The sequence below is a fragment of the Synechococcus sp. 1G10 genome, assembly GCF_002252625.1.
Classification (GTDB): domain Bacteria; phylum Cyanobacteriota; class Cyanobacteriia; order PCC-6307; family Cyanobiaceae; genus Regnicoccus_A.
Map to the genome: position 1 here is coordinate 1 of NZ_NQKW01000018.1, position 15059 is coordinate 15059.

Annotated in this window: 17 protein-coding genes; 6 read left to right on the plus strand and 11 right to left on the minus strand. The window is 63.4% G+C overall.

The window, feature by feature from the left end; all coding sequences use genetic code 11:
- Window positions 1–307 precede the first annotated feature (307 nt).
- Window positions 308–1369: an acyltransferase gene (locus CJZ82_RS13200; protein ID WP_158218575.1), complete on the minus strand. Its 1062-nt coding sequence runs from the start codon at window positions 1367–1369 to the stop codon at window positions 308–310.
- Window positions 1370–1536: 167 nt separating this feature from the next.
- Window positions 1537–4026, minus strand: a complete 2490-nt coding sequence (locus CJZ82_RS13205) for a glycosyltransferase (RefSeq protein WP_094556240.1) — start codon at window positions 4024–4026, stop codon at window positions 1537–1539.
- A 193-nt stretch (window positions 4027–4219) separates the two neighbouring features.
- Here CJZ82_RS13205 and CJZ82_RS13210 point away from each other — a divergent pair, with 193 nt between their 5' ends.
- Window positions 4220–5251: an NAD-dependent epimerase gene (locus tag CJZ82_RS13210; protein ID WP_198949774.1), complete on the plus strand. Its 1032-nt coding sequence runs from the start codon at window positions 4220–4222 to the stop codon at window positions 5249–5251.
- 67 nt (window positions 5252–5318) lie between these two features.
- On the opposite strand, the gene CJZ82_RS13215 is transcribed toward CJZ82_RS13210, so the two are convergent.
- The 6 genes from CJZ82_RS13215 to CJZ82_RS13240 form a co-directional block, all read right to left on the minus strand.
- Entirely contained in the window at window positions 5319–5519 is a 201-nt protein-coding gene (locus CJZ82_RS13215) for a photosystem II reaction center protein J (RefSeq protein ID WP_094556241.1), read from the minus strand.
- 15 nt (window positions 5520–5534) lie between these two features.
- Window positions 5535–5654, minus strand: coding sequence for a photosystem II reaction center protein L (locus CJZ82_RS13220; RefSeq protein ID WP_094556242.1), 120 nt, complete (start codon window positions 5652–5654; stop codon window positions 5535–5537).
- An 8-nt stretch (window positions 5655–5662) separates the two neighbouring features.
- Window positions 5663–5797, minus strand: a complete 135-nt coding sequence (gene psbF / locus CJZ82_RS13225) for a cytochrome b559 subunit beta (RefSeq protein ID WP_006173009.1) — start codon at window positions 5795–5797, stop codon at window positions 5663–5665.
- Between the two features lie 3 nt (window positions 5798–5800).
- Window positions 5801–6049, minus strand: a complete 249-nt coding sequence (psbE, locus tag CJZ82_RS13230) for a cytochrome b559 subunit alpha (protein WP_094556243.1) — start codon at window positions 6047–6049, stop codon at window positions 5801–5803.
- An 87-nt stretch (window positions 6050–6136) separates the two neighbouring features.
- On the minus strand, window positions 6137–7132 hold the full coding sequence (locus tag CJZ82_RS13235) for a photosynthesis system II assembly factor Ycf48 (RefSeq protein WP_094556244.1): 996 nt from the start codon (window positions 7130–7132) through the stop codon (window positions 6137–6139).
- A 5-nt stretch (window positions 7133–7137) separates the two neighbouring features.
- Window positions 7138–7506 carry a rubredoxin gene (locus CJZ82_RS13240; protein ID WP_233130247.1) on the minus strand — a complete coding sequence of 123 codons (369 nt, stop codon included), beginning with the start codon at window positions 7504–7506 and terminating at the stop codon, window positions 7138–7140.
- A gap of 88 nt (window positions 7507–7594) precedes the next feature.
- Here CJZ82_RS13240 and CJZ82_RS13245 point away from each other — a divergent pair, with 88 nt between their 5' ends.
- The 3 genes from CJZ82_RS13245 to CJZ82_RS13255 all read left to right on the plus strand — a co-directional run bounded on the left by CJZ82_RS13245 (window position 7595) and on the right by CJZ82_RS13255 (window position 9285).
- Complete coding sequence (locus CJZ82_RS13245; protein WP_094556246.1) at window positions 7595–7957, plus strand: NAD(P)H-quinone oxidoreductase subunit 3; 363 nt, start codon at window positions 7595–7597, stop codon at window positions 7955–7957.
- Between the two features lie 61 nt (window positions 7958–8018).
- Window positions 8019–8753 carry an NADH-quinone oxidoreductase subunit NuoB gene (gene nuoB, locus CJZ82_RS13250; RefSeq protein ID WP_094556292.1) on the plus strand — a complete coding sequence of 245 codons (735 nt, stop codon included), beginning with the start codon at window positions 8019–8021 and terminating at the stop codon, window positions 8751–8753.
- Window positions 8746–9285: an NAD(P)H-quinone oxidoreductase subunit J gene (locus CJZ82_RS13255; RefSeq protein WP_094556247.1), complete on the plus strand. Its 540-nt coding sequence runs from the start codon at window positions 8746–8748 to the stop codon at window positions 9283–9285. Before nuoB ends, CJZ82_RS13255 begins: the two co-directional genes overlap by 8 nt.
- Before the next feature lie 22 nt (window positions 9286–9307).
- Here CJZ82_RS13255 and yvcK read toward each other — a convergent pair whose 3' ends face one another.
- Window positions 9308–10699, minus strand: a complete 1392-nt coding sequence (gene yvcK / locus CJZ82_RS13260) for a gluconeogenesis factor YvcK family protein (protein WP_094556293.1) — start codon at window positions 10697–10699, stop codon at window positions 9308–9310.
- Window positions 10700–10825: 126 nt separating this feature from the next.
- On the opposite strand from yvcK, the gene CJZ82_RS13265 reads away from it, so the two are divergent.
- Window positions 10826–11629, plus strand: coding sequence for an ABC transporter ATP-binding protein (locus CJZ82_RS13265; RefSeq protein ID WP_094556248.1), 804 nt, complete (start codon window positions 10826–10828; stop codon window positions 11627–11629).
- Between the two features lie 6 nt (window positions 11630–11635).
- Entirely contained in the window at window positions 11636–12553 is a 918-nt protein-coding gene (locus tag CJZ82_RS13270; protein WP_094556249.1) for an MlaD family protein, read from the plus strand.
- Here CJZ82_RS13270 and bchD read toward each other — a convergent pair.
- Window positions 12540–14663, minus strand: coding sequence for a magnesium chelatase ATPase subunit D (bchD, locus tag CJZ82_RS13275; RefSeq protein ID WP_094556250.1), 2124 nt, complete (start codon window positions 14661–14663; stop codon window positions 12540–12542). The two genes, CJZ82_RS13270 and bchD, sit on opposite strands and share 14 nt — an antisense overlap.
- 56 nt (window positions 14664–14719) lie before the next feature.
- Window positions 14720–15049 (minus strand): hypothetical protein, encoded by a 330-nt coding sequence (locus CJZ82_RS13280; protein WP_094556251.1) that lies wholly within the window; start codon window positions 15047–15049, stop codon window positions 14720–14722.
- Window positions 15050–15059 lie beyond the last annotated feature (10 nt).

Consider the following 15059-nt stretch of genomic DNA (forward strand, 5'->3'; position numbering starts at 1 on the left):
GCCTGATGGCCGTGGCGCATGACATCAACCAAATGCTCGGCTGGGTTGGTGTCAAATCCGCGCAGACGGGATGAATTGACTTTCAGTCAGCCCTGGGGTTCCCTCAGACCTGGGCGCAATGACCAAGGCTCCTGGCCCCTTCATGCCGTTGCTACTGCCAGCTGCTGCTGTGACCGGCGGTACCTAAACAACTGGAGCAGATTGTGGGTGGCGGCAATCAGATGCCACTCGCCGTTTATCTTCCCAAGGCCCCTGAGGAGAAAACGCCACAAACCACGGCATCCCTTGATCTGACCGTGCCTAGTCATCACGCCTTTAGTCTTGACTTGAGCGACATACACGGCAATTCTAGAAAATAATATGAAGCTCCTGCTATTAGCAGCGTGCCTATGCATGTTATGAGCACAAGCTGGCTTGAGCTGATGATGCCTGACTTGAGATACGGCAGCATATTATCTATGATAAATGGATGAAAGACATAGGCTCCATAGCTTATCTGCCCTAAATACTGTAAAGGGGCAATCCCAAGGAGCCATCCCATCATACTGGGCAAAGAAAGACCTGCTACTGCCACAATCCCGACATAGCCTAGTCCTGAAAAAAGATTGCCAAAAACGATATCAGCCCATTTGGGGCCAATCCCAGTTTGCCGGATTATGAATGCCGCTATAACGTATGCCAAGGGAAGGTACGCCAATAATCCTATGGCCTTCGGACCAGCTTTGGAAACTCTTGCCTTTACCATAGGATAAACAAATGAGAGCGCTGAGCCAAGGGCAAGAAGGTCAAGATTAGATTGTGTCGATATATATGTGGCTAGCCCTGTCATGGAAGTGTATCCCGAGTAAACGTAAAAACCTTTTGTGGCCAAGGAAATTACAATTGCCAAAACTGGCGCCATCCACGTGGTTCGCGATGGCAAGGCCATGATTAATATTGGCCAGGCCAGATAAAATTGATGTTCAACGGCTAATGTCCAAAAGTGAGCATAATATGCCTCATACCAATCCTGTGCTCCCATCTTGATGTTCAGTGTGTAGGTGGCTAGCCATGGCGCCAATTCACGTGCTTCGCCAAGGTTAATCAAAATCGCAGCAAGTAATACTGTGAAGTAAAGCGGATAAATCCGAAGAGCACGGCGGATAAAAAATACTCTTAATCCTCTTAGTAGGTCTTCGCTTCCATGGGCCACCTTCTTCTTTAACTTCAATAGGATTGATGTGATGAGAAATCCGCTTAGCACAAAGAAAATGTGTACTCCTGCTGTCGCCAAGTAGCCAAAGCTCGGCGAGCCCGGCAGAGCTTGGCTTGTGTGATGAGCAATCACGCCCATGACGGCTATGGCGCGTATGCCATCAAGTTGTGGCATGTAGGTTGAACTTGTGTTGGCTTTTATCTGCATTGCTGTTTAAGCCTTCTCACTTTGCTGTTCTGGAAGAACATTTTTTGATAAGTCTGCTCCGAAACACATTGAGCTGATAATAGGTAAGCCTACTGGTTCTGCAGATATTGTCTGGGAATATAGGATTGTCCAAGTCACCTGCTCGGAGTGGGTACGAGAGCAAACTTCTCAGTTGCAGTCGTCACCACGCTTGCCACTGATCTTGCCATGCGTTTCATCTGTGTTCGGCAAGTCCATAGGAAGGCTGCTCCAGGTATGAGCATCACGAGCACCGCCATGAGGCTCTTGCAAATCAGAACAATCAAGAACAGGGTAGCCCACATGGTCAGGATTGTCTTGGCAAGCCCTGATAGCTTCAGCTTAAGCTTGAGCCGATGCAGCCGTTCGTAGCCACCATGAATCTCGGTTGCTGAGTACAAATAGCACCAAGCCCAGAGGCCCTGCTGTACGCGTATATCCCAGCGCTCCCATCCATTCTGTATGTTCACAAAGTACTTTCTTTCCTGCAGCTGATGAATGACATCCTGAAGTATAATGTTCCTCTCGATCCCTTGATCTGACCAGAAATTAAGCCGGTACGTTCTCTGAAGAGGGAATTTACTCTTCAGTGGTTTCTCCAGAGGTCTTTCGGGTGCCCCCTTTGCGCCCAGTAGCTTACTTCTCCACTTGTACCGCTCGATGCTCCGCACCAGCGGGCCGACCAGGATCAGGTAGCTGATCAGCAGCCGGCTGCGCAGCCCCGTGAAGCGGGAATCCACCGGGGCACGCCATGCCAATAGGACGCTGCTTCCGACCGTGATCAACAGCGCTATGGCTCCCAGCAGCAGCCCATCATTTGCAAGGGGGGCCAGCAACAGCATCGTCAGACCGAAGACGTTCCATTCAAGGGTCTGCGGTAAGTAGGCCCACAGGCTGGCAGGTTGCTGGTAGAGGCTCTGGAACGGCGCCATGCCGAACACGCCCGAGTAGATGAATGGTTTCCCCGGCACCAGAGACGTGCTTAGGTCGCCGTAGATGCGCCCCAGCCAGCGTGCCTGGCCGAGCAGGTTGAATCGCTGCGGGTGCTTGTAGAACACCATCGCCTCAGCCTTGCCATAGCCCCGTTGCTGGTTGAAGTAGTCCTTCACCGTGTTGCGACGGAAGTGCCACACCTGGGCCGCCGGGCTGAACCCGATCGAATGGCCGGCGTCCTGCAGGCGCCAGCAGATGTCCACATCGTCTCCGGCGGCCCGGTACTGGGCATCGAATCCCCCCAGGTCCCTCAGCACATCCGCCTTGAAGGCCATGTTGCAGCCGGCGATGTGTTCGGCTTCCTGGTCGTCGATCAGCACATGGGTGGGGCCTCCGGGGGACACGGCCACGGCGGAAGGCACCAGGGAGTTTTCAGGAGGGGGCAGATTCGGCCCCCCCACAGCCACTTCGCCCGTGATCCGGAACCCATGCACCAGATAGGTGATCCAGTCGGGGTCCACATAGCAGTCGGCATCTGTGTAGGCCACAATCTCGCCTTTGGCCGCCGCCAGGCCCACGTTGCGTGCCACGCTCAGACCTTTGTTCTCCTGGCAGATCAGGCGGATGTAGGGGTACTTCCGGCAGATCTCCAGGGTGCCGTCGTTGGAGCCGTCGTTCACCACGATGACCTCGTAGTTCGGGTAACGCACGGTTTCCAGCGCTGCCAGGCAGGTATCGATCGTGCGGTCGGCGTTGTAGGCGCACACCACCACCGACACCTTTGGGCATTCGGCTGGCAGCGGCGGTAGCGGCTCCTGGTAGTAGTGCTTCACGACGTCGAACGCTGGCTTCGGTTTGCGCTCGGCGCTCACCACTCCGAAGGCCCAGTCGGTGATCGCATGGCCACCGGTGAACCATTCGTCGGTCCAGGCGAACACGACCGTTCCGGCCGCACCCATCTCGAAGCTCGTTTTCAGTTTTTGGTTGAGAATCTTGGCCTGTCCCTCCTCGCCCTCCCGGATCGAGTCCGCACCGAATTCGCTCAGCACCAGAGGCTTGGTGCCGGCCAGGTTCTGCAGCCGACCCAGGTACTTCTGGAAGACCTCCTGGCGATGCAGATACACGTTGAAGCAATAGAAGTCGACGAAGTCGAGCTCGAGGTATTCAGTCGATGGGAAGCTGGCATAGCTCACCAGAGCGCCAGGATCCCTGGCCCGGATCAGTTCGGTGAGACCCCGTAGAAACTTCTGCACCTTATTCGCACCATGCCAGCGGATGATGTCCGGCGGAATCTCATTGCCAACCATATAGCAGAACAGTGAGTTATATCCCTTGCATTCCTCCACGACGGCCGTGACCGCAATGCGGATCTCGTTCTGAACGGTTTTCGAATCCAGGAAGGTGACGTGCTCCGCCCAAGGTATCCCAGCCATCACCCAGAGATTCCATTCCTCGGCCAATTCCAGCAGCCAGGCTGGGGGGGAGGTGTAGGTGCGAAGGCAGTTCACACCCAATTCCCGCATCAGCGCGAAATCGCGAACAACCTGCTCTTTCTCAGGAAATTGACGGCCATGAGAAGCTTCCTTGAAGGGGCCGTAACTCACCCCTCTCAAGTAGATCTTTTCTTCCCCCATTACGAAAAATTTCCCGGACGTGCGTATACCTGCGCTCATGGGGGGGGGGGGTAAGAGAAGCTGATCGTGACCTGACGTCAGGAAAATACAGCACAAAACCGATTTAGGGACTTGCGCTTGACGGTTTCAGTAGAGCAGAGCGGGCAGTCTGTCCGCCAGAGGCGCCCATGGGAAGATGATGATGTGTCCTTGCGGCGTTCCCGGCTCCTTGTTGGCGAATCCAGACCCTGGCGTGACACGCCGTTCTCTCCTGGTCACCGGTGCCGCAGGCTTCATCGGTTCAGACGTTTGTCTGAGGCTTCTGGAGCGGGGCAATCATGTGATCGGTCTTGATAATCTGAACCCGTACTACGACCCTGCCCTCAAGCGGGCCCGGCTCGAGCGGATCGATGCGGTGGCCGCTGCAAACCGGGCATCCTTCAGCTTTCACCAACTGGATCTGGAGAACGGCGCCGCCCTCGTTCGACTCTTCGCCTCCGAACGCCCCCGCGCCGTGGTTCACCTCGCCGCCCAGGCCGGGGTGCGCTATTCGATCGAGAACCCGGCGGCCTACATCCAGAGCAATCTGGTGGGTTTTGGGAACATCCTCGAGGGCTGCCGTCACCATGGTGTGGAGCATCTTGTGTATGCCTCAAGCAGCTCCGTGTATGGCGGGAACCGGCGCATGCCCTTCTCCGAGCAGCATCCTGTGAACCATCCGGTGAGCCTGTATGCGGCCACAAAGAAGGCCAATGAGCTGATGGCTCACACCTACAGCCATCTCTATGGGTTGCCGGCCACGGGCCTGCGCTTTTTCACTGTCTATGGCCCCTGGGGCCGTCCGGATATGGCGCCGATGCTGTTCGCCAAGGCGATCCTGGCGGGCGAGCCGATCCGGGTGTTCAACCATGGCCGCATGCAGCGTGACTTCACCTACATCGACGACATCGTCGAAGGGGTGATCCGCTGCCTCGACAAGCCGGCCACTCCGGATCCAGATTTCGACCAGCTCGATCCCAACCCGGCAACGGCGGCGGCGCCACACCGGATCTTCAACATCGGCAACAGCCAGCCCACACCACTGCTGCGCTTCATCGAGCTGCTCGAAGACGCCCTGGGTGTGAAGGCCATCCCCCAGTTCGAGCCCATGCAACCGGGGGATGTGGCTGCCACCGCCGCTGACACCTCAGCGCTTGAGGCCTGGATTGGCTTCGCTCCCCATACCCCCCTCGAGGAGGGCATTGGCCATTTCGCCCGCTGGTATCGGGACTACTACGGCGTCTGAGCGGGACGGCTCGCCATAAAAAAGGGTCCCGTTGGGACCCTGGACTTGGGTGAAACGGCTCTGAAGATCAGGCCGAACCCAGACCCACGTAGGAGCCGTAGAAGAACAAACCCACCACAAAGATCACCGCGATGCCACCGGCGGTGGCGACGAGCCACAGCGGCAACACACCTTCGGTCCAGCGGCTCTTCCAGGCCACTGCTGGCCTGCCATCAGGAAGACGGTCGGGAAGTCGACCATCTGGCAAACCGGATTTCTTGCCGCTCATGGCTGTGTCTCCCGTTCAGTTGAAGAAGTAGCTGGAGAAAAGCACTCCGGTGACGAACACGATCAAGAGCCCTAGATAGAGGCTCGTGCGATTGAGTTCAACCGGAAGATTGTTCGGATTGGGATTGCGCTGCATGGCGATGTTCAGCGGCGGACGAACTGCATGGCAGCCAGGGCACCCAGGAAAAAGACCGTGGGAATGCCCAGCGCATGCAGAGACAACCACCGAACCGTGAAGATCGGGTAGTTGCGGGGCGTGGTGCTTGGTGACTGGGTCATGGCTTATTGCAAGCGCAGGTCGAGCTGGCTCTTGCCTTCGTAGCGCTGACTCACCACCGGTGCCTTGGCTTCCTGAGCCTGGAAGTAGGCATCGGGGCGAGGCGTACCGAAGGCGTCGTAAGCCAGACCGGTGGAGACGAACAGAAAGCCCGCCAAAAAGATCGCCGGCAAGGTGACGGCGTGGATCACCCAGTAACGGATGCTCGTAATAATCTCGAAGAACGGACGTTCTCCGGTGGAGCCGGCAGCCATAGCAGCGGGCAAATCAGCTGATTGATCCTAGGCCTTGGGGTGGCTTTGAGGCGAGAGGCGCCCCCTGTTGGTTACAGAGGGATGCAGTCAGCCCACCCAGCGGAGCAGGTTGCCCCGCTCCCCCAGCAGGAAGCCCTTGCCCTCGCCGCTGAAGACGATCCGGGTGAAGTTGGTGGGCTGGGAGCCGCCCAGGGGATCCCGCTTCCAGCTGGAGCCACCGTCCTCGCTCACCAGCAGCGTGCCGCTGCCGCCGCCCGCCCAGATGGCGCCCTTGGGATCCCAGGCCATATCGAGGTAGCCGTAGCCGTTGGTGATCGGGATCACCGGCTTGCTCCAGGCCTCCACATCGGCCCCATCGGGGTTGAAGCGCAGCTGGGCGCCGCGAGTCACCATCCAGAGCTTGCCGTCGGGCTGGAAGCCCATGCTCTGCAGCCGTTGGCTGCTGATGCGCTGGTGGGGCAGCCAGGTGGCCTGGCCAGGCTCCCAGGTGGCGAAGAAGTTGCCCAGGCTGGAGACGCTCACGTAGCGGCCATCGGGGGAGCGGCGCAGGTCGCGTACGGCGCCGGCGGCATCGCTCACCTCGGCCTGCCAGCTGCCGCCGCCATCACTGGTGCGGTAGATGGCGCCGACGGTGGTGGCCAGCTCGGCCTTGCCGCGGGCCAGGGCCGTGATCAGGTAGGGATCGCCCGGCAGTTTGGTGTCCAGGAGCAGGCGCTCCCAGTTCTGGCCCCCATCGGTGCTGTGCAGCAGCAGGCCAGGCTGGCCGGCGATCCAGCCCTCCTGGCCGGTGAAGTCGATGCTGAGCAGGCGGAAGTTCTCGTCTTCCGGCAGGGCGAGGGCTCGGGTCTCCCAGCTGGCGCCGCCATCGTCGGTTTCGAGGATCAGGCGGTTGCTGCCCACCAGGAAGCCGTGGCGATCGTCGGTGAAGGCCACGTCGAGGGGATTGGAGCGGGTGTCGAGGGCGACGGGCTGCCAGGGGCTGCTGGCGGCCACGGGCAGGCCAGTGGTGACGCAGCCGCCGAGGCCGAAGGCCAGGCCCGCGGCCAGCACCAGGCCGAGCAGGGAAGAGAACAGGCGTTTCACGGGACTCAGCGCAGGGAGTACAGAGAGAGGAAGAAGGCGAACGCAAGTGCGAAGCCCCCGAAGATCAGCACGTTCTTCTGGCCGGGGGTGAGCTTGTTCACGCCGAGGCCGAAGTTGAGGTTCTCCTCGAAGCCGCTGGGCTTGTTGCGCGGGCCGATGTCGCGGAAGGCCCCCACACGGCTGCGGCAGACCGGGCAGCGGAAGCCGATCGGATCGAGCGATGCAAAAGGTGTGCCGGGGACGATCGCCAGCTTGGCGATGCCCTCTTCGGGGTCATAGACGAAACCGCAGCTGCGGCACTCGAAGCGGTGGGTGTCTGGATCGCTTGTCTGCTCCGGAGCTCGTTCCTCCTCGCCGTCGTGCCCGTTATCCATGGCGCTGGCCCCTCTGCCGTTGACTCGGACTCTATCCAGGCGATCTCTGCCGACGGATGCCAGACTGCGCCCCAGCTTGGGCCCCTTCATGTTCGTGCTTCCCGGCTACGACGCCTTTCTGGGCTTTCTGCTGATTGCGGCGGCAGTTCCTGTGCTGGCTCTGGTCACCAACAAGTTGGTGGCTCCCAAATCCCGTGATGGGGAACGCCGTCTCACCTATGAATCGGGCATGGAGCCGATCGGCGGCGCCTGGATCCAGTTCAACATTCGTTATTACATGTTTGCTCTGGTCTTCGTCATCTTCGACGTTGAGACCGTCTTCCTCTATCCCTGGGCCGTGGCGTTCCACCGCCTGGGTCTGCTGGCCTTCATCGAAGCCCTCATTTTCATCTCGATCCTCGTGGTGGCCCTCGCCTACGCATGGCGCAAGGGTGCCCTCGAGTGGAGCTGATCCCCAGCCATCCGGAATCCCGACCAGTCGAACGATGACCATCACCCCGTCCAGCCCCGGAATCAGCGAAGCCCCCTCGATCGAGGCCCTTCGCGATCTGCGTGCCGCCACCTGCAACCCGGTGGGTGCCCCCACGGTCACCTCGGATCTCTCCGAGAACGTGATCCTCACCAGCCTCGACGACCTGCATAACTGGGCCCGGCTCAGCAGCCTCTGGCCCCTGCTCTACGGCACGGCCTGCTGCTTCATCGAGTTCGCAGCTCTGATCGGTTCTCGCTTCGACTTTGACCGTTTCGGCCTTGTGCCCCGCTCCAGCCCGCGCCAGGCGGATCTGCTGATCACGGCCGGAACCGTGACGATGAAGATGGCGCCGGCTCTGGTGCGGCTCTATGAGCAGATGCCCGAGCCCAAATACGTGATCGCCATGGGGGCCTGCACGATCACCGGCGGGATGTTCTCTGCCGACTCCACCACGGCCGTGCGTGGCGTCGACAAGCTGATCCCCGTCGACCTCTACATCCCCGGCTGTCCGCCCCGGCCGGAAGCCATCTTCGATGCGGTGATCAAGCTGCGCAAGAAGGTGGGCAATGAGGCCCTCGCCGAGCGGGGCAACCTGCAACCCACCCACCGCTACCTCACGATCGAGCACGCCATGAAAGCGGTGGAGCCGGCCGTGAACGGTGCTTATCTGAAGGCAGAGAGCCAGCAGGCCGCCTTCGCCGCCGGGGCCGGGCTGCCCCTGGCCACCCCCGAACCCGAAGTCCTCGCCGCCACCAGCTCCTCCAGCGATGCCTGATCCCACCACCGCCACCGAGCTCAGCCCCGCCCCGATCGGCGCCGTCAGCCAGTGGCTGACTGATCAGGGCTTCGACCACCAGCCCCTGCCCGCCGACCACCTCGGCGTGGAGATCATCGGGGTGGAGCCGATCTTTCTCCCCGTGGTGGCCGCCGCCCTCAAGGCCTGGGGCTTCGATTATCTGCAGTGCCAGGGTGGCTACGACGAAGGCCCAGGCGGCCGTCTGGTCAGCTTTTATCACCTGGTGAAGCTGGCTGAGGCCGTGGCGCAGGGGCCATCACCTACCAAGCCCCCAGAAGAGGTGCGCCTGAAGGTGTTCCTTGAGCGCGGCGGCGATCTCTCCATCCCTACCCTTTACGGCCTGTTCCGTGGCGCCGACTGGCAGGAGCGGGAAACCTTCGACATGTTCGGCATCACCTACTCAGGCCACCCCCATCCCAAGCGCCTGCTGATGCCCGAAGACTGGAAGGGTTACCCCCTGCGCAAGGACTACGTCCAGCCCGACTTCTACGAGATGCAGGACGCCTACTGAGCGCGGCATTTCTGAGCCTTGCTTATTGAGCCAGGCTGCTGAGCCAGTCGAGATCGTTCCCTGCTTTCTGGCCCTTGGATTTGCGATAGAAGCGCATCACGGCATGGGCGAGGCTGCGGGAGTCGTGACGGAGGGTGTCACTCGGGCGTGAACCCTGCAGGGCGGCGAGCATCACGTCGTAGCCGGCACTGCGCAGCTGGCGTGGATCGCAGAGCACCGGCTCGGCGCCCCGGGCTCGATAGTGCTCCAGCAGGGCGATGTCCTTGAGCGGCTCCTGGGCGAGCACCGCCGGGAACAGGCGCTGGCTCACCCCGAGGCTGGCCAGCTGGGCCTCGATCGCCCGCAGATGTCCGGCCACATCCAGGCGATCGGTTTCACCGGGCTGGGTCATCAGGTTGCAGATGTAGAGCTTCGGGGCCCTGCAGCGGCTGATCGCCTCCACCAGCTCCGGCACCAGCAGGTTGGGCAGCAGGGAGGTGTAGAGGCTGCCGGGGCCAAGGATGATCAGCTCGGCATTGGCGATGGCCTCGATCGCCCTGGGTAGGGCCGGCGGCCGCTCGGGGATGCAGCCGAGGCGCACGATCGGACTTGTGGAGTGGCCGATCTTCGATTCGCCCTCGATGCGCTCGCCGTTCTCCAGTTCCGCCCAGAGGCGCACGTCGGCATTGGTGGCCGGCACCACCTGGCCCTGCACGGCCAGTACCCGGCTGCTGGCCGTGATCGCCGACTCCAGGCTGCCGGTGATGGCGGTGAGCGCCGAGATGAACAGATTGCCGAAGCTGTGGCCCTCCAGGCCGTTGCCTGCCTTGAAGCGGTACTGGAACAGGCGGGTGAGCAGCGGTTCCTCCCGGGCCAGGGCCGCCAGGCAGTTGCGGATGTCGCCTGGCGGCTGGACCCCGAGCTCGCGGCGGAGCACCCCGCTGCTGCCGCCGTCGTCGGCGACGGTGACGATGGCGGTGATGTTGCTGCTGTAGCGCTTGAGGCCGCTCAGCAGGGTGGAGAGGCCAGTGCCACCGCCGATCGCCACGATGTTCGGGCCGCGATTCAGGCGCCGCTGGGCCAGCAGGGCATCCACCAGCATCGTGTCCTTCTCGGGCGCCAGGGCCTGCTGGATCGAGCCGAAGCTGCGGCTCTGGCCCCAGATCACCAGGGCCGCACCGGCGATCAGCACCAGCGGACCGGTGAAGCCCCGCGGCAGCACCCGCGCCACGTTGGTGATCAGCCAGGTGAGCGACTCCAGCATCCAGTAGATGGGCTTGAGATCGGCCAGGATGGCGGCACCCAGCAGCGCCAGCACCAGCCCGAGGCCCGATGTGAGCACCCAGCGCTTCACCACCAGCCCTGGTTGCAGCCAGCGCACCGCCCGCTTCGAGCGGCTCACCAGGTCCTGTTGGCGCGGGTCGCCACGGCCCATCCAGGCCGGACGGCGGACCTGCCGGCGCGGGAGGCGGCTGGGCTGGGGGGGGCGCTGGGAGGTCAAGCCGTTGGGGCGTTACGCCACAGCACGGAGCACCAAGAACTGTACGGATGAAATGCCGGGATGACCCAGGCCGCACCAGGCGTACCTGACGGGCCCGTGCTCGAGCTCGATGGTGTGGGCATGCGCTGGGGCAGCAACACGGTGCTCGACGACTTCAGCCTCAGCCTGCGGCGGGGTGAGCGGCTGGCGGTGGTGGGACCCTCCGGCACAGGCAAATCGACGGTGCTGCGCATCCTGGCCGGGCTGCTGCTGCCCACTTCTGGGGAACTCCGGTTGTACGGCGTCCCCCAGCACTACCTGCGGCTGGACCAGCGCCATCCGCCGGATGTGCGACTGGTCTTTCAGAACCCGGCCCTGCTGGGTTCCCTCACCGTGCGCGAGAACGTGGGCTTCCTGCTCTACCGCCACAGCAGGCTGCCGGAGGCCGAGATCCGCGAGCGGATCAGCCGGGCCCTCGAGGCGGTGGGGCTCTCGGGCATCGAGGAACGCCTGCCCGGCGAACTCAGTGGCGGCATGCAGAAGCGGGTGAGCTTCGCCCGAGCCCTGATCGAAGACCCCAGCCAACCGGCGGGGCAGCATCCGATCCTGCTGTTCGATGAACCCACGGCGGGGCTCGACCCGGTGGCCTGCACCCGCATTGAGGATCTGATCGTCACCACCACCCAGATGGCGGCGGGCTGCTCAGTGGTGGTCAGCCACGTGATGAGCACGATCGTGCGCTCGGCGGAGCGGGTGGCGATGCTCTACCAAGGCCACCTCCAGTGGCTGGGTTCCGTGCAGGACTTCGGCCACACCGACAACCCTTATGTGGTCCAGTTCAGAACCGGTAGCCTGAGCGGACCGATGCAACCGGCGGAGATCTAGAGCCCCATGCGTCGCAGTGTGCGAGAGGCCATTGTTGGATTTTCGCTGCTGGCGGCCGTGGTGGGGGGAGCCGGTTTCTGGATGTGGCTCCGGGGGATCTCCCTCAGCCAGAACAACTGGATCCTGAAGGTGAGCTTCGAGGATGCAGCCGGCCTGGCGGACCGCTCGGCGGTGATCTTCCGCGGCGTGCAGGTGGGCAGCGTGCGCAAGATCAGGCCCACCTCCTCGGCGGTGCTGGCGGAACTGGAGATCAGCGATCCCACCCTGCAGCTGGCGCGCCCCACCCGGGCCCAGGTGCAGACCGGCACCCTGCTGGGCGGTGATGCCCAGGTGGCTCTGATCAGCACCGGCAACCCTCTGCCGGAGAGTGCGCCCCTCCCCCGGGCCAAGGATTGCGACAACACGGTGATGGTCTGCGCCGGCAGCGAGCTCAAGGGCGTCACGTCCGCCAGTCTCAACAGCGTGACCGAGCTGATGCAGAGCCTGCTGGCCCAGGTGGATGAGAAGCAGATCGTGTCGGAGATGGCCCGCACCACCCGCAGCTTCGATGCCACCTCCAAGGAAGCCACTCTGTTCCTTCAGCGGGCGCAGGTGCTGGTGGCTGAGCTGAAGCGATCGGTGGGGAAGGCCGATCCGATCCTGGCCAATCTCAACACCGCCTCTGCCGAAGCGATGGCGGCCAGCCGCCACGTGCGCAACGTCACGGCCGCGCTCGACAACCCCAAGACCCTGGCCCAGCTCAAGACCACTGTCGGCAATGCCGAGCGGCTCACGGCCCGTATCGATGCCGTCGGTGGTGACGTGAACAAGCTCACCAGCGACGCCGAGTTCATGGATGGTGTGCGCAGCGTGGCGATCGGCCTGGGCCAGCTCTTCGATGAGCTCTATCCCGCCCAGACCAAGGTGGCTCCTAAGCCCCGTTGAGGGCATCCAGGGCGATGGCGGCGATCGCCTGATCGCTGGCCTTGGGAAGCTGCACGTACTTGCCGCCGGCGGCATGGGCCAGGTCCTTGCCCATGCCGCTGCCGATGAACTTGCGTTCGGTGTCGATCACCAGCAGCTTGATCCCCAGGGACCGGTAGCGGCCGGCCACCTGGATCACCTCCTCCTTCAGGTCGACGGGTTCGTCCCCCTCAAGCTGCGGCTGGCCCAGGGAGCGGCTGAGCGGCACGTTGCCGCGGCCGTCGGTGATCGCCACCACCACCACCTGGCCGAGATCGCCGGTGGCCAGGGCGTTGGCGGCCACTCGGGCCGCCTGGGACAGACCGTGGGCCAGGGGTGAGCCACCGCCGCAGGGCATCTGCTCCAGCCGCCGGCGGGCGGCTGTGATCGAGCGGGTGGGAGGCAGCAGCACCTCGGCCTGTTCGCCGCGGAAGGGGATCAGGGCGACTTCGTCGCGGTTCTCGTAGGCCTCCGTGAGCAGGCGGATCACGGCCCCCTTGGCGCTCTGCATGCGGTTGAGGGCCATCGAGCCGCTGGCGTCCACCAGGAAGATCACCAGAGAGCCGGCCTTGCGCTGCAGCTGCTTGGCCCGCAGGTCGCCCTCCTCCACGATCACGGCGCGGTGGGGTTCGCGGGAGCGGCGGGCTTTCTGATACGGGGCCGCGGCCCGCAGGGTGGCATCCACGGCGATGCGGCGCACGGGACCGCGGGGGAGCATCGGCTTCACGTAGCGGCCGCGGGAATCGGAGAGCACCACCGAGCGCTTGCCGCTGCCACCGCTGCGCGACTTGGCCGCGGCAAAAAGGAGCAGATCGGGATCGATGGCGATCGCCTCTGGATCCAGCAGGAACTCCTCGGGCACCTGGGGTGGTGCCTGGTCCTCGGGGCTGTCGTCTTCGTCTTCGTCGGTATCTTCGTCGCTGTCGTCGTCGTCGTCCGGGGTGTCGTCCTCGCTGTCCTGCTCGGGCGGCTGCTCCCCCTGGGGCGGCGGCGGCTGTGGTGGCGGTGGTTCCAGCGGCTGCTCGGGATCAGGCGGCGGCATCTGCAGGGCACGCGGAGCGATCACCAGCCGCACGGCCACCTGCAGGTCGTCGGCGTCCACCGCATCGCGGCCGCTCAGGGCCGCATGGGCCCGTGCCACCCGCACGGCGTAGAGCTCGGAGCGGTGCCCCTCCACGCCGCCGCGCAGGGCCTCGTTGACCAGGTAGGCGATCTGCTCGCGCGCGATCGTCACGTCAGGCAGCCACTGGCGGGCCAGCAGCAGCTGGGTGGCCAGGGCGTCGGTGTCCTCCTGCCAGCGGGCGCGGAAGGCTTCGCTGGAGCTGCCGTGATCGAGGGCGGAGCTGGTGATCTCCACCCGCTGCTCGATCTCCAGCAGCTGGTTGGCCGAGAGGGCGATGGCGAAGCGGTCGAGCAGGTGGTCGCGGACCGCCCCCTCCTCCGGGTTGTAGGTGGCGATCAGCAGGGTGCGGCAAGGATGGGAGAGGCTGAGCCCCTCGCGCTCGATCCGGTTCTCGCCGCTGCCCACCGCCGCCAGCAGCAGGTTGGTGATGTTGTCGTCGAGCAGGTTGAGCTCATCGACGTAGAGCACGCCCCGGTGGGCTTCCGCCAGCAGGCCGGGCTGGAACACAGGTGCACCGGCCGCCAGGGAAGCGGCCACATCCACGGAGCCCACCAGCCGGTCTTCGGTGACGCCGAGGGGGACCTGAATGAACGGGGCCGGAATCACCGTGGTAGGCAGCAGCGCCGTGGGGTCGGCACCGGTGGGATCACCGCCCAGCTGGGTGATGCGGCTGTTGATGGTGGCGTCCCAGTCGTCGGGCCGCTGGGGGTCGACGTTCAGGCGACGGCAGGCATCACCGAGCGCCAGCACATCGATCGGCGGCAGCAGGGCATGCAGGCCTCGTGCCAGCACGGATTTGCCGGTGCCGCGGCCGCCGGCGATCACCACCCCGCCCAGACCAGGATCCACCGCCGCCAGCAGCAGGGCCAGCTTGAGGGTGCCGTGACCGGTGATGGCCGCCAGAGGGAAAGAGCTGGTGCTTGCCGCTCTGGCACCCGCTGGGGAGGCTGCAGACCCACTGACGGCCATGGGGGGCGGATGCCTCGAGGAGTAGGAGGCCAGTCTGGCCGATGGTTTGCCTGGCCCTAGAAGCGCGACATCGCCTTGATCTTGGCGATCTTGTCGGCGTCGAGGCCATCGAGTTCCTGAAGCTCCAGCAGGTTTTCCTTCACCAGACTGGCGAAGGTGAACAGAATGCCTTCAAGCCGAAAATCGAAGCGCCCTTCCATCACGTGGCGCTGGGTGCTCAGGTAGTCGTGCAGACGCCAGAGCGCCGGGGCCGTGTGGATTGAATCGGCTTCACGGCGCAAGGTACTGATCACCGTCGCGACGGCACGGCCATAGGCGTGACTGAAGGCCTCCTGGGCGATGGCCTGCTCGTCGTCGGTCCAGGTGTTCAGTGCCGGCTCAACCATGATGTCATCC